Source organism: Stenotrophomonas sp. C-A, from assembly GCF_054030835.1.
In genome coordinates this window covers 3,626,737-3,653,153 of the sequence record NZ_CM132916.1, presented here as the reverse complement: position 1 = coordinate 3,653,153, position 26,417 = coordinate 3,626,737, and the positions used below count along the sequence as shown (strand labels likewise).

Sequence of the window (26,417 nt, the reverse complement as noted above, 5' to 3'; positions counted from 1 at the left end):
CAGCTACAGGGTCCGCAGGAACGCCTCGATGTCCTGCAGGTCCTGGCGGCTGAGCCCGCGCGGCCGCAGCAGTGGATCAGGCGCAGGAAAGGGCGCCGCATCGGCCGGAGGCGAGGCCGGTGCACGCGGGCGCGCGCCGCCGACGTTGTAGAACACCAGTACGCCGGACAGTGTCGGGATCATGCCGTTGTGCATGTACGGTGCAGTAGCGGCAACGCCGCGTAGCGAGGGCGTGCGGAAGCGCCCACTGTCGGCGGGATCGCCGGTCACTTCGTAACGCCCCAGATCCTGCCGCGCGCGCCCATGAAAATGCAGGCCCAGGTTGTGGAAGCCGTTGTCGGTGAGCGCCGCCCCGCTGTGGCAGTTCATGCAACCGGCTTGCGTGCGGAACAGGTGCAGGCCACGCAGCTGGGCATCGTCCAGCGCACGCGCATTGCCACGCAGAAAACGATCAAAGCGGCTGTCGCGAGGAGACAGGCTGCGCTCGAAGGCGGCAATGGCCTGGCCCAGCTGCGCGGCATCGATGCGTGGCTGCGCGAACACCTCGTTGAACGCATGGCGGTAGGACGCATCGCCGCGCAGGCGACGCACGGCGCCCCGCGTGGTGAAGCCCATTTCGATGGGGTCGGCGATGGGATGCAGCGCCTGCGCCTCCAGCGTGGCCGCGCGTCCATCCCAGAACAGCGGTGCCACGTGCGCGCTGGTGGCCACGCTGGGCGCATTGCGGCGGCCGGGCTGGCGATCATGACCGAAGGACAGGCGACGACCGTCGGCCCAGCCCAGGTCCGGATCGTGGCAGCTGGCACAGGCCAGTTGTCGCGATTTCGAAAGAACCGGATCGAAGAACAGCCGCCGTCCCAGTGCCACCTTGGCTGGCGTGGAAGAATTGTCCGGTGGATCTAGGGGCGACGGCAGTGGGGCCAGTTCCTTCCACGCCACGCCGGGTTCGACCTCCGGCGCGGGCCAGCGCGTACTGGGGCTGCTGTAGAGCGCACGCAGGCAGGCGCCATCCCAGCGTTCCGCCTTGCCCGGAGCAGGCGCGCAGACTGGCTGGGAAGGACGTGGCTGTGCAGCGCTGGCCAGTACTGCGCTGACCAGCACTGCAATCCAGCCAAGCCTGCGGCGGCGCGCGGGCCTCAGAAGCGATATCCCACTTCGAGCCAGAACGAGCGTCCCATTTCGTAGTACGGCGTGCGGCTGACGCTGCTGGATACGCCATTCACCGCGCGCCGATCCAGCACGTTGAACACATCCACGTTGGCGAACACCGTGCCCATTGTCGACAAGGGCTGCTCCCAGCCAATGCGCATGTCCCAGATCAACGAAGGGGCAAACCGCCGTCTTTCCCAGACCGCAACACTCTGGCCGTCATGGACATCCTTCAGTCCGGTGTCCCGTATCGCGCGATAGCCGGCCCGGTAGCGCAGCGTATTGCCCCAGGTCAGCCGAGCTGCCGGGATATGCGTGGTCGTGGCCAGTCGCGCGGTCCATGGGCGAGTGAAGTTGTCTGCCGGACGATCGCGGTAGCGGATGTAGCTGCCGTCGTAACGGATGATCGGATTCTCGTAGTACGCGGTGCTGAAGTCGTCCTCGTAGTCGGGCGCAGAAGAGCGGCTTTCGGTCCAGTCCAGCGCCAGCAGGCCCGTGGTGCTGGTTGCTCCGAACTGCAGGCGGCGCAGGGGGCGCACGGTGAGGCTGATGATCTGCGTCTCGCTGCGGCCGTCGTTGCTCCAGGTTTCGTAGTGGGTGGCCAGTGAAGGGTCATCCGCGCGTTCGTCCTGTACCCGGCTGCTGGAACGCACGACCTGGTCACGCCCCTTGCGGCTGACGACCTTGCCGAGGAACTCCCAGCCCTTCCATTGCTGCTTGACGCCCAGCGTCAGCTCATCGTCGTAGGCGATTCTCAGGCGATCGAAATGCAGGCCGTTGGCGGTCTGCGTGCCTGCGGTCCACTCGCTGTCGAGGGTGGGGCGGCGCTGGTTCCTGTATTGCAGCCGATCAAGGCCATCGCGCAGCCGCCACGTGGCCGCGTTGCGGCCGTAATAACGGTTGGCACCCGCGATCAGCTGGGTGTCGCCGGCGGCGTCGAGATCCAGTGACATCGCCAGGCGCGGTGCGACCGTGGTGTGCCGCATGTAGCTGTCATGGTCGATGCGCAGGCCGGGGCGCAACGACAGGCGCCCCGCGCGGATGTTGTCTTCGGCGTAGGCGCTCCAGCTGTCGATCTGGAAGTCTAGCCGGCCGCGCGTGTAATAGGTGCGGTTGGTGAAGAACTGTCCGGGCCAGTTGCTGGTGTTGGTGCGGCCGGTGCGGGTCAGGCCCATCCAGCAGGTCTGAGTGTCGGTGATGCCGGCCTTGTTGGTACAGCTGGTGGTGCGCGCCGGCGAGACATAGATGTAGGTGTCGTCCAGGCGCTCGTAGTCGACATCCTGGTGCTGGTACTGGACGCCTGCCGCGAAACGATGCTCCATGCCCAGCCAGCGCTGCGGTGCCAGTATCAGATCGGCACGGTACTGGAGCGTCTTCTGTGCCTGGTCAATATCGCCGAATTCACCTTCCAGCGAGCTGCCAGCGGTTCCCCAGTCCTTGCCCTCGGCCCAGTGCCAGCTCATGTAGTCCGCAGACTGTGGATGGCGGGACTGCTCGGTAGAACTCCAGCCCACCTGCTGGGTCAGATTGCCCCATTGCGGCGACCACGTCGCCTTGAGCATCGCCTGGCGGCCACCGCCAATGATGTCGATGCCGGCACCGGGGACGTTGGAGCGGAAGTAGTGGGATTCCTCCGGCGCACGGGTAAAGCTTGCCTCGATGTCGAGGGTGTCGCTCGCTTCCCAGACCGCCTTGACGAACAGATTGTCGATGCTGCGCCGCTGGATCTGTTTCTCCGGATGCGCGTCGTCGACCAGGTGCGACTGCAGGTTGTAGGTGGGAATGGTCGAGCGCTTGCGGGTGAAACTGGCCAGGACGCCGATGCGGTCGGTCAGATAGCCTTCCAGATCAGCGCGCGTGGTTGTCTTCTTGAATTCCGGCTGCCCGTCGTTCGCGCCGGACGCCTTCTGGTAGCTGTCTGCGACGGTGGAGTCCAGGTGGTAGCGTGTCCACGAAGATCGCGAGGACTGGGTGGACAGGCGGCCGCTGAAGGCGCGCGATGGTCGTCGGGTGCTGGCTTCGACCACGCCGCCGTTGAATCCACCATAGGCGGCCGAAACGTTGCTGTCATGCACGGTGATGCCTTCCAGCAGGCTGCTGTCCAGTGCCAGCGCCTGCGAGCCGCCTGGAACGGAGAACAGCCGGTATACCTCCGGATCCGCACCCGGGTCGATGTCGTTGTTGAAATTCATGCCATCGACGATGAACGCGTTCTGATAGAACTTCGCACCATTGATGCTGATTTCCGCAGGACGGATTTCGCCGGGGCTGAAGCTGCCCTGGTCGGCATTGTCGAACTGCACGGCGGGATGGATGCGCAGCAGCCGGGTGATGTCACCGTTGCCGGCGGCCTGCGCCGCGACGTAGCTGCGGTCCAGTTGCAGGCTGCCTCCGAAGGTCGAACCGGTGTCCTGCCCCGGCACGTGCAGGGTACTGGTGCGTCGTGCGCCTGCCGACACCTGCGCACGCTGCAAGGTGTAGCTGCCATCGGCGCGCCGCACCGCGCGCAGCCCGCTGCCGTGCAGCAGTGCGTCGAACCCTGCGTCCACGTCCAGCCCTATGGTAATCGATGGAGCCTGGCGGCCACGGGTCAGCGCGGGGTCGAAGGACAGGGCCACGCCATGCTCGGCGGCGAACGCGCCCAGTGCACTGCCCAGCGAGACGGTGCTGCGCTGGACGTGCAGGGATTCATCGGGCGGTGATTGAGCCAGCGCGGGTGTGGCGGCGAGCGCGGAGGCGAGGAGGCTCAGTCGAAGCCGGGGCAGGTTCACGGTCATGGGGAGGAAAGTGAGGGGTTCATACCCTCTGCCACGCGACGCTCGGAAAAGTGTCAGCCGCGATGTCCCGCAGCCGACACGTGGATCCATAGCCCCTGCTCGATCCGCAGCTCATGGGTGGCGGCAAGCATCGACAGGCTGCGTTGTAGGTCGTCCAGCGGGAATGCGCCGGACACCGGCAGGCCGGCGACGCGCGGATCCACGCGCAGCCAGCGGTGCTGATAGCGCCCCAGCTCCTGCAAAACCTGCTGCAGCGGCATTGCATCGGCGACCAGCATGCCCCGGACCCACGCGTCAGCGCCGGGTAACGCAGGTACGGGCAGTGGCAGCCGGGTCAGGTTCCAGCACAGCTGCTGCCCGGCGTCGACCTCGCGCTGTTGACCCGGTATGGAGATCCGCACCGCGCCGTGCTGGACCACCAGCAGGGCATCGTCCCCGAACAGGCGCACGCAGAAACGGGTGCCAAGTGCCTGCAGCGTGCCGTAGGGGGTCGTAACCCGGAACGGCCTCGCCGGGCGTTGTGGATCAGCGGCTGTCTCCACCAGCATCTGCCCATGCCGCAGCCGCAGAAGGCGCGCATGCGTATCGAATGCGACGTCGACCGCAGTGCCGGTATCCAGCTGCAGTACGCTGCCATCGTCCAGCACCCGCTGTGATCGTTCGCCCACGGCGGTACGGACGCTGGCATCCCACGCCGCGTCGTCCCACAACCGCCATGCCAGCCAACCACCGAGTGGAGCCACCAGCAGTGCGGCAACGCTGCGCAGCACGGCGCGCCGGCCGGCAGACGCAGGCCGCTGCAACGTGCGTTGGGCCAGCGGCGCAGGCACATGGGAGGTCAATGCCAGCAAGCGTTCCGCACGCTGCCACGCGCGGGCATGCTCGGGGTCGGCATCGTGCCAGCGCTGCCACCGCGCGCGCTGCGTTGCGTTGCCGTCTTCGTGCAGGCGCATCAGCCAGTCGGCTGCCTGTTCCAGTACACGGGGCGGAAGTGCCGGTTCGGCGGTGGTCTCAGCCGGCATGCGCAAGGCAGCCCAGCAATGCCCGTTTCATGTGCCGCTTCACCGTGGACAGCGACAGCCCCAGCTGTTCGCTGATGGCTTCATAGCGGAGCCCATCGAACTGCGCCAGCAGGAACACCCGGCGCGCCATTGCGGGTAACCCGTCCAGCATCGCATCGATCTGTTGCAGGGCCTCACGTACCAGGGCCTGTTCTTCCAGCGAGGGCAACACCGGCTCTGGGAACTGCGCCAGGTATTCCAGGTAGGCGCGCTCCAGCGCCTGGCGGCGGAACCAGTTGGCGGCCAGCCCACGCGCCACGGTGGTCAGGAACGCACGCGGCTCACGCAGCGCAGCGAGATCGCGTCCCTGCAGCAGCCGCGCGAAGGTGTCCTGGGTGAGATCGTCGGCCACATCGCGATTGCCCACGCGCCCGCTCAGCCAGCCGTGCAGCCAGACGCGATGATCGCGGTACAGCATGCCCAGTTGTTCGTGGTGGAGGCCCATGAAAGGGGATGTGCGGCCTTGATCGAAATGAGAATGATTCGCAAGTATCGCATCCGCGATGTCCGGATTCCAGTGCCAGGCGCGCAGTGGCTTGCGCAGGATCAACGCGGCGGCAACATGCGTTCCGGCATGCTGGCCCCAGGCTGACTGGCCTCGGGGTGCAGTCGCAGTCACCCTTGAAACGGGGTGGGGCAACCGCATCTTTCCAGCATCGCCGGCGCGGGCCGGCTCTGATGACCGATGAGGATTCGCAATGCGGATGGACAAGCTCACCTCGCGTTTCCAGCAGGCGCTGGCAGACGCACAGTCGCTGGCCGTGGGCCGCGACAACAGCATCATCGAACCGGTTCACCTGTTCAGCGCGCTGCTGGACCAGCAGGGTGGCAGCACGCGCCCGTTGCTGGCCCAGGCCGGGGTGAACGTGCCGGTGCTGCGCGAGCGCCTGACCGAGGCGCTGGATGCGCTACCCAAGGTGTCCGGCCAGGCCGGCAACGTTTCGATGGGCAATGACCTCGGCCGCCTGCTCAATCACACTGACAAGCTGGCCCAGCAGAACGGCGATGCCTTCATTGCCAGCGAGTGGTTCGTGCTGGCCGCGCTGGAAGACAACGGCACGCTGGGCATGGCGCTGCGCGCCGCCGGTGCCGACAAGACCCGCCTGCAGGCTGCCATCGACAAGCTTCGCGGCGGCGAGAACGTGCAGTCGGAAAATGCCGAGGAACAGCGGCAGGCGCTGGAGAAGTACACCATCGACCTGACCGCGCGTGCCGAGAGCGGCAAGCTTGATCCGGTGATCGGCCGTGACGAGGAGATCCGTCGCACCATCCAGGTGCTGCAGCGCCGGACCAAGAACAATCCGGTGCTGATCGGCGAACCCGGCGTGGGCAAGACCGCGATCGTGGAAGGCCTGGCCCAGCGCATCATCAACGACGAAGTGCCCGAGGGCCTGCGCGGCAAGCGCGTGCTGTCGCTGGACATGGGCGCGCTGATTGCCGGCGCCAAGTTCCGTGGTGAATTCGAGGAGCGCCTGAAGGGCGTGCTCAACGACCTGGCCAAGAGCGAAGGGCAGATCATCCTGTTCATCGATGAGCTGCACACCATGGTCGGCGCCGGCAAGGCCGACGGTGCGATGGATGCCGGCAACATGCTCAAGCCTGCACTGGCACGCGGCGAGCTGCACTGCGTGGGTGCCACTACGCTGGATGAGTACCGCAAGTACATCGAAAAGGACGCCGCGCTGGAGCGCCGCTTCCAGAAGGTGTTCGTGGGCGAACCGTCGGTGGAGGACACCATCGCCATCCTGCGCGGGCTGAAGGAAAAGTACGCGGTGCACCACGGCGTGGAAATCACCGACCCGGCCATCGTCGCGGCGGCCACGTTGTCCAACCGCTACATCACTGACCGCCAGCTGCCGGACAAGGCCATCGATCTGATGGACGAGGCCGCCTCGCGCCTGCGCATGGAGATCGACTCCAAGCCGGAGGAACTGGACCGCCTGGAACGCCGGGTGATCCAGCTGAAGATCCAGCGCGAGATGCTGAAGAAGGAAAAGGACGAGGCCTCGCGGCAGCGCCTGGCCGATCTGGAGAACGACATCGATGCGCTGGAGCGCGAGTTCTCCGACCTCAATGAAATCTGGAAGTCGGAGAAGGCGGCGCTGCAGGGTGCAACCAAGATCAAGGAGCAGGTCGAGCAGGCCAAGCTGGAGCTGGAATCCGCGCAGCGCCGCCAGGATTTCGCGCGCATGAGCGAGATCCAGTACGGCCTGCTGCCGCAGCTGGAGAAGCAGTTGGCCGCCGCCCAGGAAGCCGAGCACAAGGACTTCAAGCTGGTGCAGGACCGGGTCACCGACGAGGAGATCGCCGAGGTCGTCTCGCGCTGGACCGGCATTCCGGTCAACAAGATGCTCGAAGGCGAGCGCGACAAGCTGCTGCGCATGGAAGAAGTGCTGCATAACCGCGTGGTCGGCCAGGAGGAAGCGATCAAGGTCGTCTCCGATGCCGTGCGCCGTTCGCGTGCGGGCTTGTCCGATCCGAATCGTCCGGCCGGCTCGTTCCTGTTCCTCGGCCCAACCGGTGTCGGCAAGACCGAGCTATGCAAGTCGCTGGCCGAGTTCCTGTTCGACAGCGCCGACGCGATGATCCGCATCGACATGAGCGAGTTCATGGAGAAGCACAGCGTCGCCCGCCTGATCGGTGCGCCCCCGGGCTACGTTGGCTACGAGGAAGGCGGCTACCTGACCGAGGCCGTGCGTCGCCGCCCGTATTCGCTGATCCTGCTGGACGAAGTGGAAAAGGCGCATCCGGATGTGTTCAACATCCTGCTGCAGGTGCTGGACGATGGCCGCCTGACCGATGGCCAGGGCCGCACCGTGGACTTCCGCAACACCGTCATCGTGATGACCTCGAACCTGGGCTCGCACCAGATCCAGGACATGAGCACCGACGACAGCCCGGAGGCCTACACGCAGATGAAGGCGGCGGTGATGGGCGTGGTGCAGGCGCACTTCCGCCCGGAATTCATCAACCGCCTGGACGACATCGTGGTGTTCCACCCCCTGGACAAGCAGCAGATCAAGCAGATCGCGCGCATCCAGATGCGTGGCCTGGAAAAGCGCCTGGCTGAGCGTGGCTTGAAGCTGCTGGTGTCCGATGCAGCGTTCGACCTGCTCGGCAACGTCGGTTTCGATCCGGTGTATGGCGCGCGTCCGTTGAAGCGGGCAATCCAGGCACAGCTGGAAAATCCGCTGGCGCAGAAGATCCTCTCCGGTGCCTTCGTCAACGGCGACACCATCGAAGTCGGCAACGACGGCGGCCATCTGGTGTTCGCCAAGGCCTGAATCGCCACGGGGCGCTGCCTGACCGCAGCGCTCCGTTTCCTGCGAAGTACGCCGGGCCATGCCCGGCGCTCACTCAGAAGCGGTGCGTATAGCCGCTCATCAAGCCGAACTGGTTCGCCTTCTGCACGATCGGGCTGTCGGCGGCATCGCCAAGCAGGCGCGTGCCTTCGGCCGAGATGTACCAGTTGCCGTTGCGGCCCACGCGGTGGCTCCACTTCAGGCCGAGACCGGCGCTGACCAGGCCGGCCTTCGGCTTGTGCTCGGCAAAGCCGGTGCGCGCGGCCTGTTCCGGACTGACGCCGTACCAGGTCTGCATGTAACCGCGGTTGCCGTAGTCGGTGGAGACGCTGCCGCTGACCACGCCACCGGCCAGGTCGAACAGCGGCAGGGTCAGGTTCAAGTGCACCTGCTGGGTGGCCAGGCCGTTCTCGGCCTTGTCCTCATCCTTGCGGGTGAACTGCCAGGAACCGCTCAGCACGGCTTCGCCCAGCGTATAACCAGCCGAGACGCCGACCAGGGGACGGGCATCGATATCGCCCATGCCGCGCAGGAAGTCCGAACCACCGAGCAGGGAGTCCTTTTCCTTGCGGATGCCGCTGGCGCCGACGTAGGCACTCACGCGCGTGTGCTCGCCGATGGACGTGCCCCAGCCGATGCCACTGGTGCCCAGAAACCAGCCCCCCGGCGAGGTGACATCGAAGGACAGCGAAGGCGTCGCACGATACTCCTCGCTGCCGCTGTAGCGAGGCGTCACGCCACCGCCAGCGGCGAGCTCGAAGGTCCAGTGGTCATCCTTGGCGTGGGCGATCGGGGCCGCGAACAGCGGCGACAGGGCCAGGCAGAGCAGGGCGGGGGAACGGCGAAGCTGGGACATGGAAACTCTCGACAATGGGAGGAAAGCAGCACGCGCATCCGGCGTGTGCTGCAGGGTTGCCAGCGTGGCGATATGCCGGCGACCGATCCGTCCGCAGTTGTGCGGGAGTTGTAATCAACTGTAATGGCGCCCGTGGGCGTTCAGCTGGCAGCCAGCGGCCAGTGCATTTCCAGGCGCGCGCCGCCCAGCGTGGCGCGGCTGATGCGCAGCTCGCCACCGTGGCGGGCGGCGATGCGGCTGACAATGGCCAGGCCTAGTCCGAAGCCGCCGGTGTCGCGGCTGCGGCTGTCGTCCAGGCGGGTGAATGGACGCATCACCTTCTCGCGATCGGCTTCGGCGATGCCGGGGCCGTCGTCATCCACACGCAGGCAGGCGCGGCCGCCGACGCCGACCAGCGAGACTTCCACCTGCGAATGCGTGTGGCGCAGCGCATTGCCGACCAGATTGCTCAGTGCCAGTTGCAGCAGGCGCGGCTCGGCATCCACCCGTGGCAACGCACTGGGTTGCACGCGCAGGACCACGCCGCCGCGTTCGGCATCACGGCGTGCATCGGCCAGGCAGGCCTGCAGCCAGTCGTTGGCTTCGATGCGCTGTAGCGGTTCGCCTTCGCTGGGATGTTCCAGGCGCTCATAGGCCAGTAGTTCGCTGACCAGCCGGTTGAGTTCGGCCAGGTCGCCGTGCAGGCCCTGTGCCAGCCGTTCGCGGCGCTCGCGGTCATCGCTGTCCTGCATCAGGTCCAGGCCGAAGGCCACGCGCGCGATCGGTGTGCGCAGCTCATGCGAGATCGCATGGGTCAGGTCGCGCTGGCGCTGCACCAGTTCGGCTACGCGCGCCGCCATGCGGTTGGAATGGTCGACGATGACCCGGATCTGCGAGCGTGGTGAAACCTGTGCGCGTGCCTGCAGATCACCGGCGCCGATGCGGTCGGCGTGCAGGCGCAACGCTTCGAGGTCGCGCCAGAGCAGGCGCACCCAGGCATACAGGCTGGCGCCCACCAGCAACAGGATGCTGAGATAGACGGCGATGGTCATGTACGTCGTCATCTGCACCGCGCCAGGCAGGCGCAGGTGCATCCAACGGCCGTCGAGGCCCTCGATCGGCAGCAGGACCTGCTGGTACTGATCGCGCATGATGAAGCCATCGGCCTGCACGGCTGCCTGTTCCTGCGGGTCGAGCGCGGGGGGACTGTCGAGCAGGGTGAGGGCAATGCCGTAGTGGGGCTGCCACTGCTGCAGGCGCTCACGCTGCTGCCCGGCGTCCAGCCCGGTCAGGCCAGTGCGCAGGGCGTACACCTGTCCGCGCACCTGCTGGACGAAGACGCGATCCTGCATGGGCGTGTAGATGCCGTCCAAGATGCGGTTGAAGAAGAACACCGACACCAGGAAGCAGGCACCAGTGACAAACCACAGCCACAGGAACAGCCGCTTCATGCGGTCCAGGCCGACGGATTGAACTGGTAGCCACGGCCCCACACGGTCTTGATCCGTCGCGGTTCGCGCGCGTCATCGCCCAGCTTGCGGCGCAGCTTGCCGATGCTGACATCGACACTGCGGTCCAGGCCGTCGAAGCCGATGCCGCGCACCGCCTGCAGGATCTGGTCGCGCGACAGGATCTGCCCCGGCTGGCTGGCCAGCAGCCACAGGATCTCGAATTCGGTGGTGCCCATGTCTACCGGCTGGCCATGCAGATGCACCTCGCGCTGCATGCGGTCGATCAGCAGTTCGCCGTGCATCAGGCGGCAGGGCGTGCCGGTGTTGCTGCCGCCATGGCGGCGCCGCAGCAGGGCACGCAGGCGGGCCAGCAGCAGGCGCGGTTCGATCGGCTTGTGCACGTAATCGTCGGCGCCGGATTCCAGGCCCAGTACCTGCTCGATGTCGTCCTCGCACGCGGTCAGCATCAGGATCGGCACATCGGAGAAGCTGCGGATCTGCCTGCACACGTCGATGCCGCCGAGGCCGGGCAGCATCAGGTCCAGCACCACCAGTTCCGGCGCGTGCTGGCGGCAGGCCGCGCCGGCCAGGTCGCCACGGGCGACGTGCTGCACGGCAAAGCCATGCTCGTGCAGGTAGTCGCTGACCAGTTCGGCCAGGCGGCGATCGTCTTCCACCAGCAGGACCGGTGTCGGCGTGCCGTTGGCGGTGGGTGTCCAAGGGGATGGCTGCATGCGCGTAGGGCCTCCGTGCCCGGACAGGAGCGCCCGGCGGCGAAGCCTAGCAACGGCCCATGACGGCTGCCTGAATCGCGGCCAACCTGATAACCGGCGGTACTGGCGTCATCGCCAGCGGCTCTCAGTGCCACGCCGTGCCTGGCCTATCGTGGCGGTTTCCCCGGATGGAGCCTGGCGCAATGAGCGACCCGCAGTGGCAACTGGAAACCCTGGCCGTGCACGGCGGCTACCGTCCCGACCCGACCACCCGCGCGGTGGCGGTGCCGATCTACCAGACGGTGGCGTATGCCTTCGATGACACCCAGCACGGCGCCGACCTGTTCGACCTGAAGGTGCCCGGCAACATCTACACCCGCATCATGAACCCCACTACCGACGTGCTGGAGCAGCGCCTGGCCGCGCTGGAAGGTGGCATCGGCGCGCTGGCACTGGCCTCGGGGCAGGCCGCGATCACCTACGCAATCCAGACCATCGCCGAGGCCGGTGACAACATCGTCGCCTCCAGCGCGCTGTATGGCGGCAGCCTCAACCTGCTGGCCCACACGCTGCCGCAGTACGGCATCCAGGCGCGCTTCGCCGACCCGGCCGATCCAGCGGCGTTTGCCGACCTGATCGACGAACGCACCAAGGCGGTGTTCGTCGAATCGATCGGCAATCCGCGCGGTAATGTCACCGACATCGCCGCCATCGCCGAAGTCGCTCACGCGGCTGGCGTGCCGCTGATCGTCGACAACACCGTAGCCACCCCGTTCCTGCTGCGCCCGTTCGAGCACGGCGCCGACATCGTGGTGCATTCGCTGACCAAGTACCTGGGCGGCCACGGCACCAGCCTCGGCGGCGCGATCATCGATTCCGGCCGCTTCGACTGGGCCGCGCAGCCGAAGCGCTTCGCCCGCCTCAACCAACCCGATCCGAGCTACCACGGCGTGGTCTATACCGAAGCCCTGGGACCGGCTGCCTACATCGGCCGCGCGCGCGTGGTGCCACTGCGCAATACCGGCGCGGCGCTGTCACCGTTCAACGCGTTCCTCATCCTGCAGGGCATCGAGACGCTGGCACTGCGCATGGAGCGCATCAACGCCAACGCACTGGCCGTCGCGCAGTTCCTGAAGGCGCACGCCAAGGTCGCCTGGGTACGCTATGCCGGGTTGGCCGACGACCCCGAGCATGCCGCCGCGCAGCGCTACCTCGGTGGCCACGGCTCGGGCGTACTGACCTTCGGCCTGCCCGGCGGCCGTGAAGCCGGCGCGCGCTTCCTTGATGCGCTGAAGCTGTTCACCCGCCTGGTCAACCTGGGCGATGCGAAGTCACTGGCCACCCATCCGGCCTCGACCACCCATCGCCAGCTGGATGCCGCCGAACTGGCCAAGGCCGGCGTCAGCGAGGACACCGTGCGGCTGTCGATCGGCATCGAGCACATCGGCGACCTGCGTGCCGACCTGGAACAGGCCCTGGCCGGCGCCTGATAGCCACGCGCTTGGTCGTCATCGCTACAGGCGATCACCACCGGCACCGCGATGCGCTACGGTGGAACTGCCTCTCCAAGGCATGGCAACGTGGCGATCCAGATCCCCGGTCGATGCGGGTCGACCGGGGATTTTTTTGTGCAGCGGTGTCGACCAAGGTCGACACCCACCAACAGCAGCGGCGAACTGTCGAAGGCGGGGTGGGTCCGGTTGCAGGGGCGTGAGCGCCATGGGCCCGAGGCATGCCTCGGGCGGGTTGGGCAGGACGCCCAACTCCGGTCTTGCCGTGTGCGCAGGACAGCGCACACGAGCAAGGCGCGACCGAGCCTCCATGGACGGATTCACGGCGTCCCCTGCAACCGGACCCACCCCGCCATCCCACGGATAGTCAGCTTTTGCCTTTGCCTTTGCTGTTGCCTTGGCAGGTGCAGGGCTGCAAGCCCTGCCGCACCCACACTCCTCACACCACCGGAATGCTGTGCTGCCCAAGATTCCGGTACGGCGGCGTGGACATGATCATCTCCGCCAGCGAGTACGCCAGCTCACGTTCGGCCATCACCGTGCCATCGGCACCGTGTTCCAGCAGATGCTTCACTTCCGCATCGCTGTGCGCGCGCGCCAGCAGGGTCAGGTCCGGGTTGATCGCCCGCAGCTTGGCCAGTGCCTCACCGGCTTCCAGCGGCTGTGGAATTGCCAGCACCGCAATCTTCGCGCGCTCCGGATGGGCCTCGGCCAGCACCCGGTCGGCAGCGGCGCTGCCGCGGATCGCCGCCAGGCCCTTGGCGTGCGCCTGCTCGACGTGTTCCTTGTTGTCATCGATCACCAGCACCGGCACGCCACGGTCGCGCAGCACCTGGGCCAGTTCGCTGCCCACGCGGCCATAACCAATCACGATGGCGTGGTCATGCAGGTCACGCGAGGGACCGGTGGCCTCTTCGGGCTCGGCGGCCTGGGGCGACTGTTCCTGCTTGGCCTGCCAACGGTCGAGCAGGCCGAACACCAGCGGGTTGAGCATGATCGACACCAGCGCACCGGCCAGTACCAGCGACTGGCCTTCCTTGGGCAGGATCTGCAGTGCCACGCCGAGGCCGGCGATGATGAAGGCGAACTCACCGATCTGCGCCAGGCTGGCCGAGATGGTCAACGCGGTGCTGGTCGGATGCCCGAACGCGCGCACGATGAAGAACGCAGCGGCCGACTTGCCGAACATGATGATCAGCACCGTGGCCAGCACCTGCCACGGGTGCTGGACGAGGATGTTGGGGTCGAACAGCATGCCGACCGAAACAAAGAACAGCACCGCGAACGCATCGCGCAGTGGCAGCGAATCGTGCGCGGCCTTGTGGCTCAGCTCCGATTCGTTGAGCAGCATGCCGGCGAAGAACGCGCCCAGCGCGAACGAGACACCGAACAGCATCGCCGAACCGAACGCGACGCCCAGCGCGATCGCCAGCACCGACAGGGTGAACAACTCGCGCGAACCGGTACCTGCGATGCGTTCCAGGATCCACGGAATGACCCGGCGGCCGACCACCAGCATCACCGCCACGAACAGGCCCAGCTGCACGAAGGTCCAGCCGATGTCGGCCAGCACGCTGCCCAGCGAATGCGATTCCTTGGCCGCGTCGGGACCGAACACACCGGCCATCACCGGCATCATCACCAGTGCCAGCACACAGGCCAGGTCTTCCACGATCAGCCAGCCGACCGCGATCTTGCCGCGCATGGTCTCCAGCAGGCGGCGTTCTTCCATCGCCCGCAGCAGCACCACGGTACTGGCGGTGGCCAGCGAGAAACCGAAGATGACGCCATGCAGGGCAGGCCAGCCCATCAGCGAGGCCACGCCCCAGCCGAGCAGGGTGGCCACCGCGATCTGGCCGATGGCACCGGGGATGGCGATGGCCTTGACCGCCATCAGGTCCTTCAGCGAGAAGTGCAGGCCGACGCCGAACATCAGCAGCATCACGCCCAGCTCGGCCAGCTGGTTGGCCAGCGCCTGGTCGGCGACGAAGCCGGGGGTGAACGGGCCTACACAGATGCCAGCAACCAGGTAACCGACCAGAGGGGACAAGCGGAGCTTGTTGGCCAGCGCGCCGAAGATGAAGGCGAGCCCCAGGCCAACGGCAACGATGTTGATCAGGTCGGTGTCATGGTGCATCGGCACTCGCAGGAAATCGGGGGGATGCCCCGATTTTCACCTAATGCGCCAGATGCGGCAAACCTTAAATGCAAATGGGGTCAGATCCCTTTTCCTGCAGGAAAAGGGATCTACCCCACCCGCGCCACGGAATGCCGGCCAGCGGCCGGCACTACCGCTTACCAGGTGTACTTGATGCGCCCATACACATACGCGCCGTTGAAGCCGAACGGCGAGTAGTTGCTGTACGGCAGCATGCCGAAGGTGGAGTTCTGCAGGTCTTCGGTGCGGTCCGGGTACTTGTCCAGCAGGTTGTCGGCACCCACGGTGAGGGTCCAGTTGCTGCTCGGCTTGTAGCTGGCCGAAGCATCCACCACCCAGGCGTCGCCGTAGGTCTGGTCGCGCAGCGCGGTGGCCGAGTTGCGCACGGTGAACTTGCCGTAGCGGGTCGCCGCCAGGCCCAGTTCCCAGTGGTCCGAACGCCAGGTGCCGCTCAGGATCGCCTTGTCGCGCGGGTAGCTGTCCTCGATGCGGCCGATCTCATCGCGGCCGATCAGCGACTGGGTCAGGCCCAGCGTGCCGAACACCGCCGGGGTGCCGCCGACGCGGCGCACTTCGGTGTCGTTGTAGCTGTAGGCGGCGGTCAGCTCCAGGCTGCTGGCGCTGAACGGCACGGTGTAGCTGGAGACGAAGTCGACGCCGCGGGTGCGCGTATCCAGGCCGTTGGTGAAGTACGAGAACGCGGTCACCTGCGGCAGGCCGAGGGTGCCCAGCAGCGCGCTGGTGGCGGCGTTGGTGGTGATGCTGGACGACAGCGCGATGCGGTCATCAATGTCGATCTGGTACGCATCGACGGTGATGTACAGGCGGTCCACCGGCTGCAGCACCAGGCCCAGGCTGTAGGAGGTGGAGGTCTCGGCCTTCAGCGGCGAGGCGCCCAGCGCCTGCGCGGCCGGGCTGGTGGTCGGGAAGGTGCCACGCTCGACGAACACGCCATTGAGGAACTGGCTGGTCACCGCCTGGTAGCCCTGCTGCGCCAGCGACGGTGCACGGAACCCGCTGGAGGCGGTTGCCCGCAGCGCGACCTTGTCGGTGAACGCGTAGCGCGCCGACAGCTTGCCGGAGAAGCGGTCGCCGAAGTCCGAGTAATCCTCGTAGCGCCCGGTGATGCCGGCCGAGAACTTCTCGGTCAGGTCCGCTTCCAGGCCGGCGTAGACCGCGTAGTTGTGGCGATCGGCATGCACTTCATTGGTCGGGGTGAAGCCACCGAAGCCCTGCGCGCCGCTGCCGGTGTACGAGTTCAGTTCGCCTGGCTTCTGGTCCCACTTCTCCTTGCGGTACTCACCACCGAAGGACAGCGTGACCGGGTAGGCCAGGCCCCAGTCCAGCGACTTGGTCAGGTCGGCGTTGAAGATGTCCTGCTGGTACTTCAGCGTGCCGTCGTAGAACGAGCGCGGGCTGGTCGCGCCGAGGCTGTAGTTGATGCTGTTGCGGGTGTGGAAGTCCAGGGTGTTCTCGCCGTGGTTCAGGCTCAGGTCCCAGGTCCAGCCGTTGTCGGTGTTGCCCTTGACCCCGGCCACCAGCGAGCGGTCCTTGGAGTACTGGTTGATCTCCGGCACGAAGCCGTCCGGGTAGGTCTGCGCCAGCAGCGCGCTCTGCCCGTTGTGGTTGCGCGAACGGTAGAACGCGAACGAGGTGATGTCGCGGTTGCTCAGCAGCGCGCTGGCGTAGCCGGTCACGTGGTCGCTGAAGTCGAAGCTGGCGTTGGCCGATGCCGCGGTCGCATCCACGCGCGGGTCGCCGACGATGAAGGTCTTCTGGCCGATGCTCGGGAAGTTGCCGGTGTTCGGTGTGGTGCCGCGGTACGGGCCGGCGCGGTTGCTTTCGTCCTGCTGGCTGATCTGGCCGGCCACGTGCACGCGGCCACGGCCGTTGCCGAACTCGACGCCGGTATCGCCGGAGAGCTGGTACTTGTTGCCGTCACCGGCCGAGTACTGGCCGTAGTCCACCGCCAGGCTGCCGCCACTGCCGCTGCCCTTGAGCACGATGTTGATGACGCCGGCGATGGCGTCCGAGCCGTATTGCGCCGACGCACCGTCGCGCAGCACTTCCACGCGCTCGATGGCGGCGATCGGGATTGCATTGATGTCCACCGCCGACGAGCCACGGCCGATGCTGCCGTTGACGTTGATCATCGCCGAGGTGTGGCGGCGCTTGCCGTTGACCAGCACCAGCACCTGGTCGGGTGACAGGCCGCGCAGCTGCGCCGGGCGCACGCCGCTGGTGCCATCGGTCAGGGCCGGGCGCGGGAAGTTCAGCGAGGGCAGGGCGCGCGACAGCGCGGTGGCCAGCTCGCTGGTGCCGGTGGACTGCAGGGCTTCGGGGGTGATGATGTCGATCGGCGACTGCGATTCGGCGACGGTGCGGTCGGCCACGCGGGTGCCGGTGACGATCACCGTATCCAGGGTGTTGGCGGCGGTGCCGGCCTGCTGGGCAGCGGCAACGAACGGAGAGCCACCGAGTGCGACAGCGACGGCGGCGGCGATCAGGCTGGTCTTGCGGGTCATCGGGATGGGGCTCCGGTTGGCGGGGGCGGCACCGGAATCGACATCACGGGGGTGAGCGGACGGCGGTTGTTGCGGTGCGCAAATCAGGAATTAACGGGAAATTAAGCGCCTGTCAAATGCCGGTCATCGGAAAAAACGTTGCAGCAGCAACCATTTAGCCCGAATTGGCACTGGCGGGGGAGGGAGCCCGGGACGCGCGCGGCGAGGACGTGGGAGAGAGGAACGCCGGCCGCCGCGCATCCCGGGGCGCGTCAAGTATTCGTTAACGCTAGAATTGCGTCGCAGGAACAGTGCTCACCAGCACATTCCATCTTGTTATATGGACGCCTCCCCCGATGATTTCCCTTCGTAATTTCGCCTTGCGCCGCGGCGAGCGGCTGCTGTTGTCCAATGTCGACCTGACGCTGCACGCCGGTTATCGGGTGGGTGTGGTCGGCCGCAACGGTGCTGGCAAGTCCAGCCTGTTCGCGGCGGTGAAGGGCGAGCTGGAGGCGGACAAGGGCGACGTCGACCTGCCCGGCAAGGTGCGCATCGCCAGCGTTGCCCAGGAGACCCCGTCGCTGCCCGACCCGGCGCTGAGCTTCGTGCTCGGCGGCGACATCGAGGTGGCCGCGGTGCTGGCCGCCGAGGCCGAGGCCACCGCCCGTGAAGACTGGGAAGCGGTGGCCGAAGCCCACACGAAGATGGCCGAGCTCAATGCCTACGATGCCGAAGCGCGCGCCGGCAAGCTGCTGCACGGCCTCGGCTTCCCGGCCGAGACCCACCACCGCGCGGTGTCCTCGTTCTCCGGTGGCTGGCGCGTGCGCCTGAACCTGGCACGCGCGCTGATGATGCCCAGTGACCTGCTGCTGCTGGACGAACCGACCAACCACCTGGATCTGGACGCGGTGTATTGGCTGGAGCAGTGGCTGCTGAAGTACCCGGGCACCCTGCTGCTGATCTCGCATGACCGCGAGTTCCTCGACAACGTGGCCACCCACACCCTGCACCTGCACGGTGGCGGCGCCAAGCTCTACCCGGGCGGCTACACCGACTTCGAGCGCCAGCGCGCCGAACAGCTGCGCCAGCAGCAGATCGCGCACGAGAAGGAACAGGCCGAGCGCGCCCACCTGCAGAGCTTCATCGACCGCTTCAAGGCGCAGGCCAGCAAGGCCGCGCAGGCGCAGAGCCGCATGAAGCGCCTGGCCAAGCTGGCCGGTACCGAAGCGGTGCGTGCCGAGCGCGAGTTCCGCATCGAATTCGCGCCGCCGGCCAAGCTGCCGTTCTCGCTGATCCGCCTGAACCACGTCGAGGCCGGCTACGGCAAGGACGCGGTGATCCTGCACAACGTCGGCTTCGGCCTGGAAGCGGGCCAGCGCATCGGCCTGCTCGGCCCGAACGGCGCCGGCAAGACCACGCTGGTGAAGACCCTGGTGGGCGAACTGGCACCGATCGTCGGCGAGCGCATGGCGCATCCGGATCTGAAGATCGGCTACTTCGCCCAGCACACGGTGGAGTCGCTGCACGAAGGCCAGTCGCCGATGGAACACTTCCGCGAAATCGCCCCGGATGCGCCGAACCAGTCGTTCCGCGATTTCCTTGGCAAGTGGAATTTCCCGGGCGACCGCGCGTTCGAGCCGGTCGATGGTTTCTCCGGTGGCGAGCGTGCGCGCCTGGCGCTGGCGCTGATCGCCTGGCAGCAGCCGAACGTGCTGCTGCTGGACGAACCGACCAACCACCTTGACCTGGAAATGCGCGAAGCGCTGGCCGAAGCACTGGCCACCTTCGAAGGCGCGATCGTGATGGTCTCGCACGACCGCCACCTGATCGGCCTGGTCTGCGATACCTATTGGCGCGTGGCTGATGGCGTGGTCGAGCCGTTCGACGGCGATCTGGATGCCTACGCCGCGTGGCTGCGTACCCGCCCGCAGGCACAGGGCACCAAGGCCCGCATGGAGCAGGTGGAAGAGCCGGTGGTGGTCAAGACCGCGCCGGTGGCGCAGGTGGTGCAGAAAAAGCCGGTGAACCCGCACAAGCTGGCCGCCGCCGAGGCCAAGGTGGCCGAGCTGGAAGGCGCAGTGGCCGAGCTGGACCGCCAGCTGGCCGACCCGGCCAACTACGTCGATGCCACCCGCATGGCGGTGATCGGCCGCGACCGCGAAACCGCCGCCGCGCAGCTTGAAAAGGCCGAAGCGGCCTGGATGGAACTGCTGGAGTCCTGACCGGCAACCGAAAAAGGGGACGGAGGGGATTAAGTCGTTTGTGGCACAAACGACTTAATCCCCTCCGTCCCCTTTTTCATCCCTGCGCCTGCAGCCATTCGCGGAATCGCTTCGCCGGTTCACGCTCGGCGCGCGAGCGCAATCGCGTCAGCCAGTAGCGCCCCAGCTCCAGCGTAGTGCTGAACGGCTGCAGCAGGCGGCCCTCGGCAAGTTCCTGCTCGAACATGCGCAGCGGCAGCAGCGCCACGCCGGCGCCGCCGACCGCGGCCATCGCCACCGTCAACGACGAATCAAACACCGGCCCGCGGGCTTCCACGCCACTCACTCCTGCCGCCTTCAACCAGCGCGGCCATTCGTCGCTGCGGTAGGAGCGCAGCAGCGACAGCGTGCCCAGGTCGCGCGGCTGTTTCAGCCGCCGCGCCAGTGCCGGCGCGCACAGCGGTGCGAAGGGCGCATCGAGGATCGCCGTACAGGCTTGACCCTGCCAGTCGCCATCACCAAACCGGATGGCCAGGTCCAGGCCTTCGCCGGCCAGGTCGATACGGTTGTTGTGGGTCTGCAGGCGCAGCTCGATGTCCGGATGCGCGGCCTCGAACGCGGCCAGCCGTGGCAGCAGCCAGCCGGTGGCGAAGGTGCCGACCACGCCCAGCGTCAGCACTTCACGGGCCGGCCCGCCGGTATAGCGCGCAATGCTGGCGGAGATGCGCTCGAACGATTCGTTGAGCACCGGATACAGCGCCGCGCCTTCGTCGGTGAGCGCCACGCCGCGAGGCAGTCGGTGGAACAGGCGGATGCCGAGCCGGTCCTCCAGCCCACGGATCTGGTGGCTCAGCGCGGCCTGGCTGACACACAGCTCCAGTGCGGCACGGGTGAAGTTCTGGTGGCGGGCGGCGGCCTCGAAGGCGCGCAGCGCGTTCAGCGGCAGGGTGGGGTGCAGCATCGTCGAGTCGTGAGCCTGGATGATGGCTGATCCTAACGCCTGGGCAGGGAAGGCCGCTAATCGCAGGAATTGATGCAATAGACATCAATAAATCTAATGGCTGGTGCTGAATTTTCGCGCTGGTCGTCCTGGCCGTGGGTTCCAATAATCGAACGGTCCCCAGGAGAACCCTCGCATGCTCGCCCGTCGCCGATTCCTGCAGTTCAGTGGTGCCGCTGTTGCTTCCTCGCTTGCCCTGCCGCTGCTGGCACGTGCTGCGGGCAAGACCACCGCGAACGCACCCACCGATGCCGCCATCACCGCCGCCAGTGATTTCGCCGCGCTGGAAAAGGCCTGCGCCGGACGCCTCGGCGTGACCCTGCTGGACACCGCCAGCGGTCGCCGCGTCGGCCATCGCCAGGACGAGCGCTTCCCGATGTGCAGCACCTTCAAGAGCATGCTGGCCGCGACCATGCTCAGCCAGGCCGAGCGCGCACCCGCGCTGCTCGATCGGCGCGTACCGGTGCGCGAGGCCGACCTGCTCTCGCACGCACCGGTCACCCGCCGTCATGCCGGCAAGGACATGACCGTGCGCGACCTGTGCCGGGCCACGATCATCACCAGCGACAACACCGCCGCCAACCTGTTGTTCGGCGTGGTCGGTGGCCCGCCGGCGGTGACCGCGTTCCTGCGCGCCAGCGGTGATGCGGTCAGCCGCAGCGACCGGCTGGAGCCGGAAATGAACAGCTTCGCCGAAGGCGACCCGCGCGACACCACCACACCGGCGGCGATGGCTGGTTCGCTGCAGCGTGTGGTGCTGGGGAAAGTGCTGCAGCCGGCATCGCGGCAGCAGCTGGCCGACTGGCTGATCGACAACGAGACCGGCGACGCCTGCCTGCGCGCGGGCCTCGGCAAGCGCTGGCGCGTTGGCGACAAGACCGGCAGCAATGGCGAGGACGCGCGCAACGACATCGCCGTGTTGTGGCCGCGCGCGGGCGGCGCACCGTGGGTGCTGACCGCCTATCTGCAGGCCGGTGCGATCAGCAATGAGCAGCGCGCCCTGGTGCTGGCCCAGGTGGGCCGGATCGCCGATCGACTGATTGGATGAGGTAACCGGGGTCATTCAAACGTGGCTTGCCGGATCGGTTCGGCGCGCGCATCCTGCGCGCGTTCGAACCCCACGGAAGACCCCGATGAGCCATGAGTTGATCTACCTGCTGCTGATCTTCGCGCTGCTGGTGATCCCGCGCGCGCTGCAGCGCTTCAGCCTGCCCGCACCGCTGACCTGCCTGCTGTTCGGCATCATCGGCATGCTCTGGCTGGGCGACCAGGCCCACGATGCGGTGATCGGCCTGCTGGCCACGCTGGGGATTTCCTCGCTGTTCCTGTTCGCCGGCCTGGAAGTGGACCTGCAGGCGCTGCGCCGTGGCATGTGGCCGCTGCTGGCGCATCTGGTGATCCGTACCGGCACGCTGTTCGGCGTAGGCTGGCTGGCCTGGCGCTACGCGGGATTGCCCTGGCAGGCTGCCGGCCTGCTGGCCCTGGCGCTGCTGACGCCCTCTACCGGTTTCATCATGGATTCGCTGTCGCGGCTGGGCCTGAGCGAGGACGAGCGGTTCTGGGTGACCAGCAAGGCCATCGCCGGCGAACTGCTGGCGCTGGCGGCGTTGTTCATCGTGCTGCAGGCAGGTGATCCGGGGCATATGGCGCTGCCCAGCCTGGCCCTGCTGGCGATGATGGTCGGCCTGCCGCTGCTGTTCATCGGCCTGGGCCGTTGGGTGGCGCCGCACGCGCCGGGCTCGGAATTTTCGCTGCTGGTGATGGTGGGCATGGTCGCGGCCTACATCACCTACCTGCTGGGCGTGTACTACCTGGTCGGCGCGTTCATCGCCGGCCTGGTCGCGCGCCTGCTGCACCAGCGGATGCCGCTGCTGGCCTCGCACGAGAACCTGCACGCGCTGCGCCTGTTCGCCTCGTTCTTCGTGCCGTTCTACTTCTTCAACGCCGGCACCAAGGTGCCCGCCGAAGCGCTCAGCTTCGAGGCGCTGGGGCTGGGTATCGTGATCACCCTGGTGGTGCTGCCGCTGCGCATCGGCGTGGTCTGGCTGCAGCGCCGGGTGATGTTCGGCGAGAGCTTCCGCAGCAGCCTGCGGGTCTCGCTGGCGTTGGCTCCGACCCTCATCTTCACCCTGGTGCTGGCGGCGATCATGCGCGAGCGCTTCCAGATTCCGGCGGTGCTGTTCGGTGCGCTGCTGCTCTACGCGGCGCTGACCACGCTGCTGCCGTCGCTGGTGTTCCGTACCCCGTTCGATGTCGATCCGGTCGAGCAGGAACCTGCGGGTGAAGGCGAAGCCGCGCCGGTGGCAGCCACAGAAACACTGCCGGCGGCATCTGCCCTCGATCGCTGAGCGGATGCTGCGCGTGCGGTTTGCGCACTTCGGCCATGGCCGTTAGGGTTGGGGTATGAAACTGCCTGCCGCCGTCACCGCTTCCGTCCTCCTGCTCAGCCTTGCTGCCTGTACGCAGCGCTCCGACACGGTCGCCCATGATCTGGCGACCGCACCGGCCGATGCCTTCATGGCCGCCATCGCCGCGCATTGCGGCCAGGCATACGCCGGCAAGGTGGTGGAGGACACGCCGGCACCGACCGGCAAGGATCCGTTCGCCGGGCAGCGCCTGGTGATGCATGTGCGCGGCTGTGCCGACCCGGCACATGAGCTGCGCATCCCGTTCCACGTGGGGGATGACCACTCGCGCACCTGGGTGCTGACCCGCACGCCGAACGGGCTGCGCCTGAAGCACGACCATCGCCACGAAGACGGCAGCCCCGACGCGATCACCCTGTACGGTGGCGACAGCACGCCGCCGGGCACCGCCGAGCGCCAGCAGTTCCCGGCCGATGCCGATTCGGTGGCGATGTTCCGCCGCGCCGACATGCTGGCCTCCACGCACAACACCTGGGCGATGGAAATCGATCCCGACCAGACGTTCGTCTACGAGCTGACCCGCCCGGAGGGCCGCCGCTTCCGCGTGCAGTTCGATCTGAGCAAGCCGGTCGACCTGCCGCCTGCACCGTGGGGTGACGACAAAGCACCCGCGCCGTGATCCCGGGGTCGGATCCCTCCTGCGGAGGGTTCTGACCCCGACCCTGCAGTCACCGCGTGCCGAAACGCGCCCGGCAGCCGTTGCTCACCCACACCTGGCCACGTGAGTAGCCCCAGCTGCGGCCTTCCTGGCAGGCACTGCCGGACAGCTGCTGCTGCAGTACCGGGCGGCCCTGGCGCTCATCCCAGTCGCAGGTCTGCGAGCGATTGTTGTTGCTGCTGCAGGTCACCGTGTAATTGCTGTTTCCGCCGCCCCAGCCACCGCCGCCACCGCCCCAGCCACGGGCTTCGGCGAATTCGGCACGGCAACCGCCACTGACCCAGACCGCGCCATTGCGCACGCCCCAGGTACGCCCTTCGTTGCAGGGGCTGCCAGACAGCTGGCGGACCAGGCGGGCATTGCGCCAGCCGACCGGGCAGCTGCGCTCACGGTTGTTCTGGCTCTCGCAGCGGATGGTCTCGCCGGGTCGGCCGTTGTTGCCGCCCCAGCCACCGCCATTACCGCCGCCCCAGCCACCGCGGGCCTCGACGAACTCCGCGCGGCAGCCGTTGGTGACCCAGATGCTGCCGTTACGGCTGCCCCAGGTTCGTCCTTCATCACAGTCCGAGCCGGACAGCTGGCGCACCAGCTGCGCATTGCGCCAGCCGGTGTTGCAGACCCGTTCGCGGTTGTTCTGGCTTTCACAGCGGACCACGCCGCTCTGCGCATGTGCGGAAGGGGCGGGCAGGGCAAGGGTACCCAGGGCACCCAGGCTGAGGGTTACGGCCAGGCTGGCCAGGGACAGCGGTTTCATGGCGGCATCCCATACGGTGGCAGGTGCCCGACTATAGGGAGGGGGCCGATCAAGCCAGTGTGACTGGCCGGATTTGCCCCGGCCGGGGCCTCGGCCGCAGAATACGAGGCTTTCCGGCCCCCATCCGGTGCCGGCGTTCTCCAGCGGAGCTTCCCCCCATGCGTACCCACTTCTGCGGCCTGGTCGATGAGACCCTGATTGGCCAGACTGTCACCCTCGCCGGCTGGACCGACGTGGCCCGTAACCAGGGCGGCGTCTGCTTCATCGATCTCCGGGATCATGAAGGCATCGTGCAGGTGACCGTGGAAGTCGACAACGCCGACGTGTTTGCCGTGGCCGCGTCGCTGGGCTACGAGGACGTGCTGCAGGTGGAAGGCGTGGTGCGTGCCCGCCACGCCGTGAACGACAAGATGCGCACCGGCAAGGTGGAAGTGATCGCCACTGCCATCACCGTGCTGAACAAGGCCGCGCCGCTGCCGTTCCACGCCCATGAGAACCCGGGCGAAGAAACCCGCCTGAAGTACCGCTACCTGGACCTGCGCCGCCCGGAAATGCAGCGCATGCAGCGCACCCGCATCAAGCTGGTGCAGGCCCTGCGCCGCCACCTGGACGAAAAGGGCTTCCAGGACATCGAAACGCCGATCCTGACCAAGGCCACCCCGGAAGGCGCACGCGACTTCCTGGTGCCGGCGCGCATGCACCCGGGCGAGTTCTACGCCCTGCCGCAGAGCCCGCAGCTGTTCAAGCAGATCCTGATGGTGGCCGGCTTCGACCGCTACTACCAGATCGCGCGCTGCTTCCGCGACGAGGCCCTGCGCGCCGACCGCCAGCTGGAATTCACCCAGCTGGACATGGAATTCGCCTTCGTCCGCGAGCAGGACGTGCAGGACTTCGTCGAGTCGATGATCCGCGCGATCTTCAAGGAAGTGGTCGACGTCGATCTGGCCGCTACCTTCCCGCGCATGACCTGGGCCGAGGCGATGCGTCGCTACGGTTCGGACAAGCCGGACCTGCGCATCGCGCTGGAACTGGTGGACGTGGCTGAACTGGTCAAGGACAGCGAGTTCGCCGTGTTCACCGGCCCGGCCAACGATGCCGAGGGTCGCGTTGCCGCGCTGCGCATCCCGGGCGGTGCATCGCTCAGCCGCAAGCAGATCGACGAGTACGCCGCGCATGCCGCCAAGTACGGCGCCAAGGGCCTGGCTTACATCAAGATCGCCGACAACGGCGAAGTCAGCTCGCCGATCCAGAAGTTCTTCAGCGAAGCCTCCTTCGCCGCGTTGGTCGCGCACGTCGGCGCAGGCAACGGCGACATCGTGTTCTTCGGTGCCGGTGGCTACAACAAGGTCTCCGACTTCATGGGCGCGCTGCGCCTGAAGGCCGGCAAGGACTTCGGCCTGGTCGCCGACGGCTGGGCACCGCTGTGGGTCACCGACTTCCCGATGTTCGAGTGGGACGAGGAAGAACAGCGCTACGTCGCCCTGCATCACCCCTTCACCGCACCGGCCGTGGACGACATCGCCGACCTGCGCGCCAATGCCCGTACCGCCGTCTCGCGCGGCTACGACATGGTGCTCAACGGCAATGAAATCGGCGGTGGTTCGATCCGTATCCACCGTCCGGACATGCAGAGCGCGGTGTTCGAGCTGCTCGGCATCGGCGCCGAAGAAGCCCGCGCCAAGTTCGGCTTCCTGCTCGACGCGCTGAACTACGGCGCGCCGCCGCACGGTGGCATCGCCTTCGGCATCGACCGCATCGCCGCGCTGATGGCCGGCACCGAGTCGATCCGCGACGTCATCCCGTTCCCGAAGACCACCGGTGCACAGGATCTGATGACCGACGCGCCGTCGCCGATCGTCGACGCGCAGCTGGCCGAAGTGCACATCCAGGTTCGCCCCAAGACCAACTGATCAGGAG

18 protein-coding genes are annotated in these 26,417 nt (G+C 67.1%); 7 read left to right on the top strand and 11 right to left on the bottom strand.

Annotated elements, in window-relative coordinates; genetic code table 11:
• Positions 1 to 3: 3 nt before the first annotated feature.
• The 4 genes from ACW5IY_RS17075 to ACW5IY_RS17060 are packed head-to-tail and all read right to left on the bottom strand — an operon-like array spanning position 4 to position 5,432.
• The gene (locus ACW5IY_RS17075; protein ID WP_049434815.1) at positions 4 to 1,101 is read right to left on the bottom strand and encodes a cytochrome-c peroxidase; all 1,098 of its coding nucleotides are present in this window, start codon (positions 1,099 to 1,101) and stop codon (positions 4 to 6) included.
• Between the two features lie 35 nt (positions 1,102 to 1,136).
• On the bottom strand, positions 1,137 to 3,926 hold the full coding sequence (locus ACW5IY_RS17070; protein ID WP_053091861.1) for a TonB-dependent receptor: 2,790 nt from the start codon (positions 3,924 to 3,926) through the stop codon (positions 1,137 to 1,139).
• 53 nt (positions 3,927 to 3,979) lie between these two features.
• A complete protein-coding gene (locus ACW5IY_RS17065; protein ID WP_049434814.1) occupies positions 3,980 to 4,948 on the bottom strand; it encodes a FecR domain-containing protein in 969 nt (322 codons plus the stop codon).
• Complete coding sequence (locus ACW5IY_RS17060) at positions 4,938 to 5,432, bottom strand: sigma-70 family RNA polymerase sigma factor (protein ID WP_049434812.1); 495 nt, start codon at positions 5,430 to 5,432, stop codon at positions 4,938 to 4,940. The genes ACW5IY_RS17065 and ACW5IY_RS17060 overlap by 11 nt, the downstream gene beginning before the upstream one ends.
• A gap of 253 nt (positions 5,433 to 5,685) precedes the next feature.
• On the opposite strand from ACW5IY_RS17060, the gene clpB reads away from it, so the two are divergent.
• Positions 5,686 to 8,271 carry an ATP-dependent chaperone ClpB gene (clpB, locus tag ACW5IY_RS17055; protein WP_049434810.1) on the top strand — a complete coding sequence of 862 codons (2,586 nt, stop codon included), beginning with the start codon at positions 5,686 to 5,688 and terminating at the stop codon, positions 8,269 to 8,271.
• Between the two features lie 73 nt (positions 8,272 to 8,344).
• Here clpB and ACW5IY_RS17050 read toward each other — a convergent pair whose 3' ends face one another.
• The 3 genes from ACW5IY_RS17050 to ACW5IY_RS17040 form a co-directional block, all read right to left on the bottom strand.
• Entirely contained in the window at positions 8,345 to 9,145 is an 801-nt protein-coding gene (locus ACW5IY_RS17050) for a MipA/OmpV family protein (protein ID WP_049434809.1), read from the bottom strand.
• A gap of 140 nt (positions 9,146 to 9,285) precedes the next feature.
• A complete protein-coding gene (locus ACW5IY_RS17045) occupies positions 9,286 to 10,575 on the bottom strand; it encodes an ATP-binding protein (RefSeq protein WP_049434807.1) in 1,290 nt (429 codons plus the stop codon).
• Complete coding sequence (locus ACW5IY_RS17040) at positions 10,572 to 11,309, bottom strand: winged helix-turn-helix domain-containing protein (RefSeq protein WP_049434805.1); 738 nt, start codon at positions 11,307 to 11,309, stop codon at positions 10,572 to 10,574. Before ACW5IY_RS17040 ends, ACW5IY_RS17045 begins: the two co-directional genes overlap by 4 nt.
• A gap of 182 nt (positions 11,310 to 11,491) precedes the next feature.
• Here ACW5IY_RS17040 and ACW5IY_RS17035 point away from each other — a divergent pair, with 182 nt between their 5' ends.
• Positions 11,492 to 12,778: an O-acetylhomoserine aminocarboxypropyltransferase/cysteine synthase family protein gene (locus ACW5IY_RS17035; protein ID WP_049434804.1), complete on the top strand. Its 1,287-nt coding sequence runs from the start codon at positions 11,492 to 11,494 to the stop codon at positions 12,776 to 12,778.
• Positions 12,779 to 13,238: 460 nt separating this feature from the next.
• On the opposite strand, the gene ybaL is transcribed toward ACW5IY_RS17035, so the two are convergent.
• Together ybaL and ACW5IY_RS17025 are read right to left on the bottom strand one after the other, a co-directional pair.
• Complete coding sequence (gene ybaL / locus ACW5IY_RS17030; RefSeq protein ID WP_049434802.1) at positions 13,239 to 14,936, bottom strand: YbaL family putative K(+) efflux transporter; 1,698 nt, start codon at positions 14,934 to 14,936, stop codon at positions 13,239 to 13,241.
• 158 nt (positions 14,937 to 15,094) lie between these two features.
• Positions 15,095 to 17,482 (bottom strand): TonB-dependent receptor plug domain-containing protein, encoded by a 2,388-nt coding sequence (locus ACW5IY_RS17025; RefSeq protein ID WP_049434800.1) that lies wholly within the window; start codon positions 17,480 to 17,482, stop codon positions 15,095 to 15,097.
• Positions 17,483 to 17,817: 335 nt separating this feature from the next.
• Here ACW5IY_RS17025 and ACW5IY_RS17020 point away from each other — a divergent pair, with 335 nt between their 5' ends.
• Positions 17,818 to 19,683, top strand: coding sequence for an ABC-F family ATP-binding cassette domain-containing protein (locus ACW5IY_RS17020; RefSeq protein ID WP_049434799.1), 1,866 nt, complete (start codon positions 17,818 to 17,820; stop codon positions 19,681 to 19,683).
• A gap of 76 nt (positions 19,684 to 19,759) precedes the next feature.
• Here the strand turns inward: ACW5IY_RS17020 and ampR are convergent, their stop codons facing one another.
• The gene (ampR, locus tag ACW5IY_RS17015) at positions 19,760 to 20,623 is read right to left on the bottom strand and encodes a LysR family transcriptional regulator AmpR (RefSeq protein WP_049435684.1); all 864 of its coding nucleotides are present in this window, start codon (positions 20,621 to 20,623) and stop codon (positions 19,760 to 19,762) included.
• Between the two features lie 175 nt (positions 20,624 to 20,798).
• On the opposite strand from ampR, the gene blaL2 reads away from it, so the two are divergent.
• The 3 genes from blaL2 to ACW5IY_RS17000 all read left to right on the top strand — a co-directional run bounded on the left by blaL2 (position 20,799) and on the right by ACW5IY_RS17000 (position 23,707).
• On the top strand, positions 20,799 to 21,710 hold the full coding sequence (gene blaL2 / locus ACW5IY_RS17010) for a L2 family extended-spectrum class A beta-lactamase (RefSeq protein ID WP_049435683.1): 912 nt from the start codon (positions 20,799 to 20,801) through the stop codon (positions 21,708 to 21,710).
• Between the two features lie 85 nt (positions 21,711 to 21,795).
• A complete protein-coding gene (locus ACW5IY_RS17005) occupies positions 21,796 to 23,010 on the top strand; it encodes a cation:proton antiporter (RefSeq protein ID WP_049435682.1) in 1,215 nt (404 codons plus the stop codon).
• A 55-nt stretch (positions 23,011 to 23,065) separates the two neighbouring features.
• A complete protein-coding gene (locus tag ACW5IY_RS17000; protein ID WP_049435681.1) occupies positions 23,066 to 23,707 on the top strand; it encodes a hypothetical protein in 642 nt (213 codons plus the stop codon).
• Positions 23,708 to 23,756: 49 nt separating this feature from the next.
• Here the strand turns inward: ACW5IY_RS17000 and ACW5IY_RS16995 are convergent, their stop codons facing one another.
• Positions 23,757 to 24,500 (bottom strand): DUF3011 domain-containing protein, encoded by a 744-nt coding sequence (locus ACW5IY_RS16995; RefSeq protein ID WP_010481580.1) that lies wholly within the window; start codon positions 24,498 to 24,500, stop codon positions 23,757 to 23,759.
• Between the two features lie 158 nt (positions 24,501 to 24,658).
• On the opposite strand from ACW5IY_RS16995, the gene aspS reads away from it, so the two are divergent.
• The gene (gene aspS / locus ACW5IY_RS16990; RefSeq protein WP_049435679.1) at positions 24,659 to 26,410 is read left to right on the top strand and encodes an aspartate--tRNA ligase; all 1,752 of its coding nucleotides are present in this window, start codon (positions 24,659 to 24,661) and stop codon (positions 26,408 to 26,410) included.
• The last annotated feature ends 7 nt before the right edge of the window (positions 26,411 to 26,417 follow it).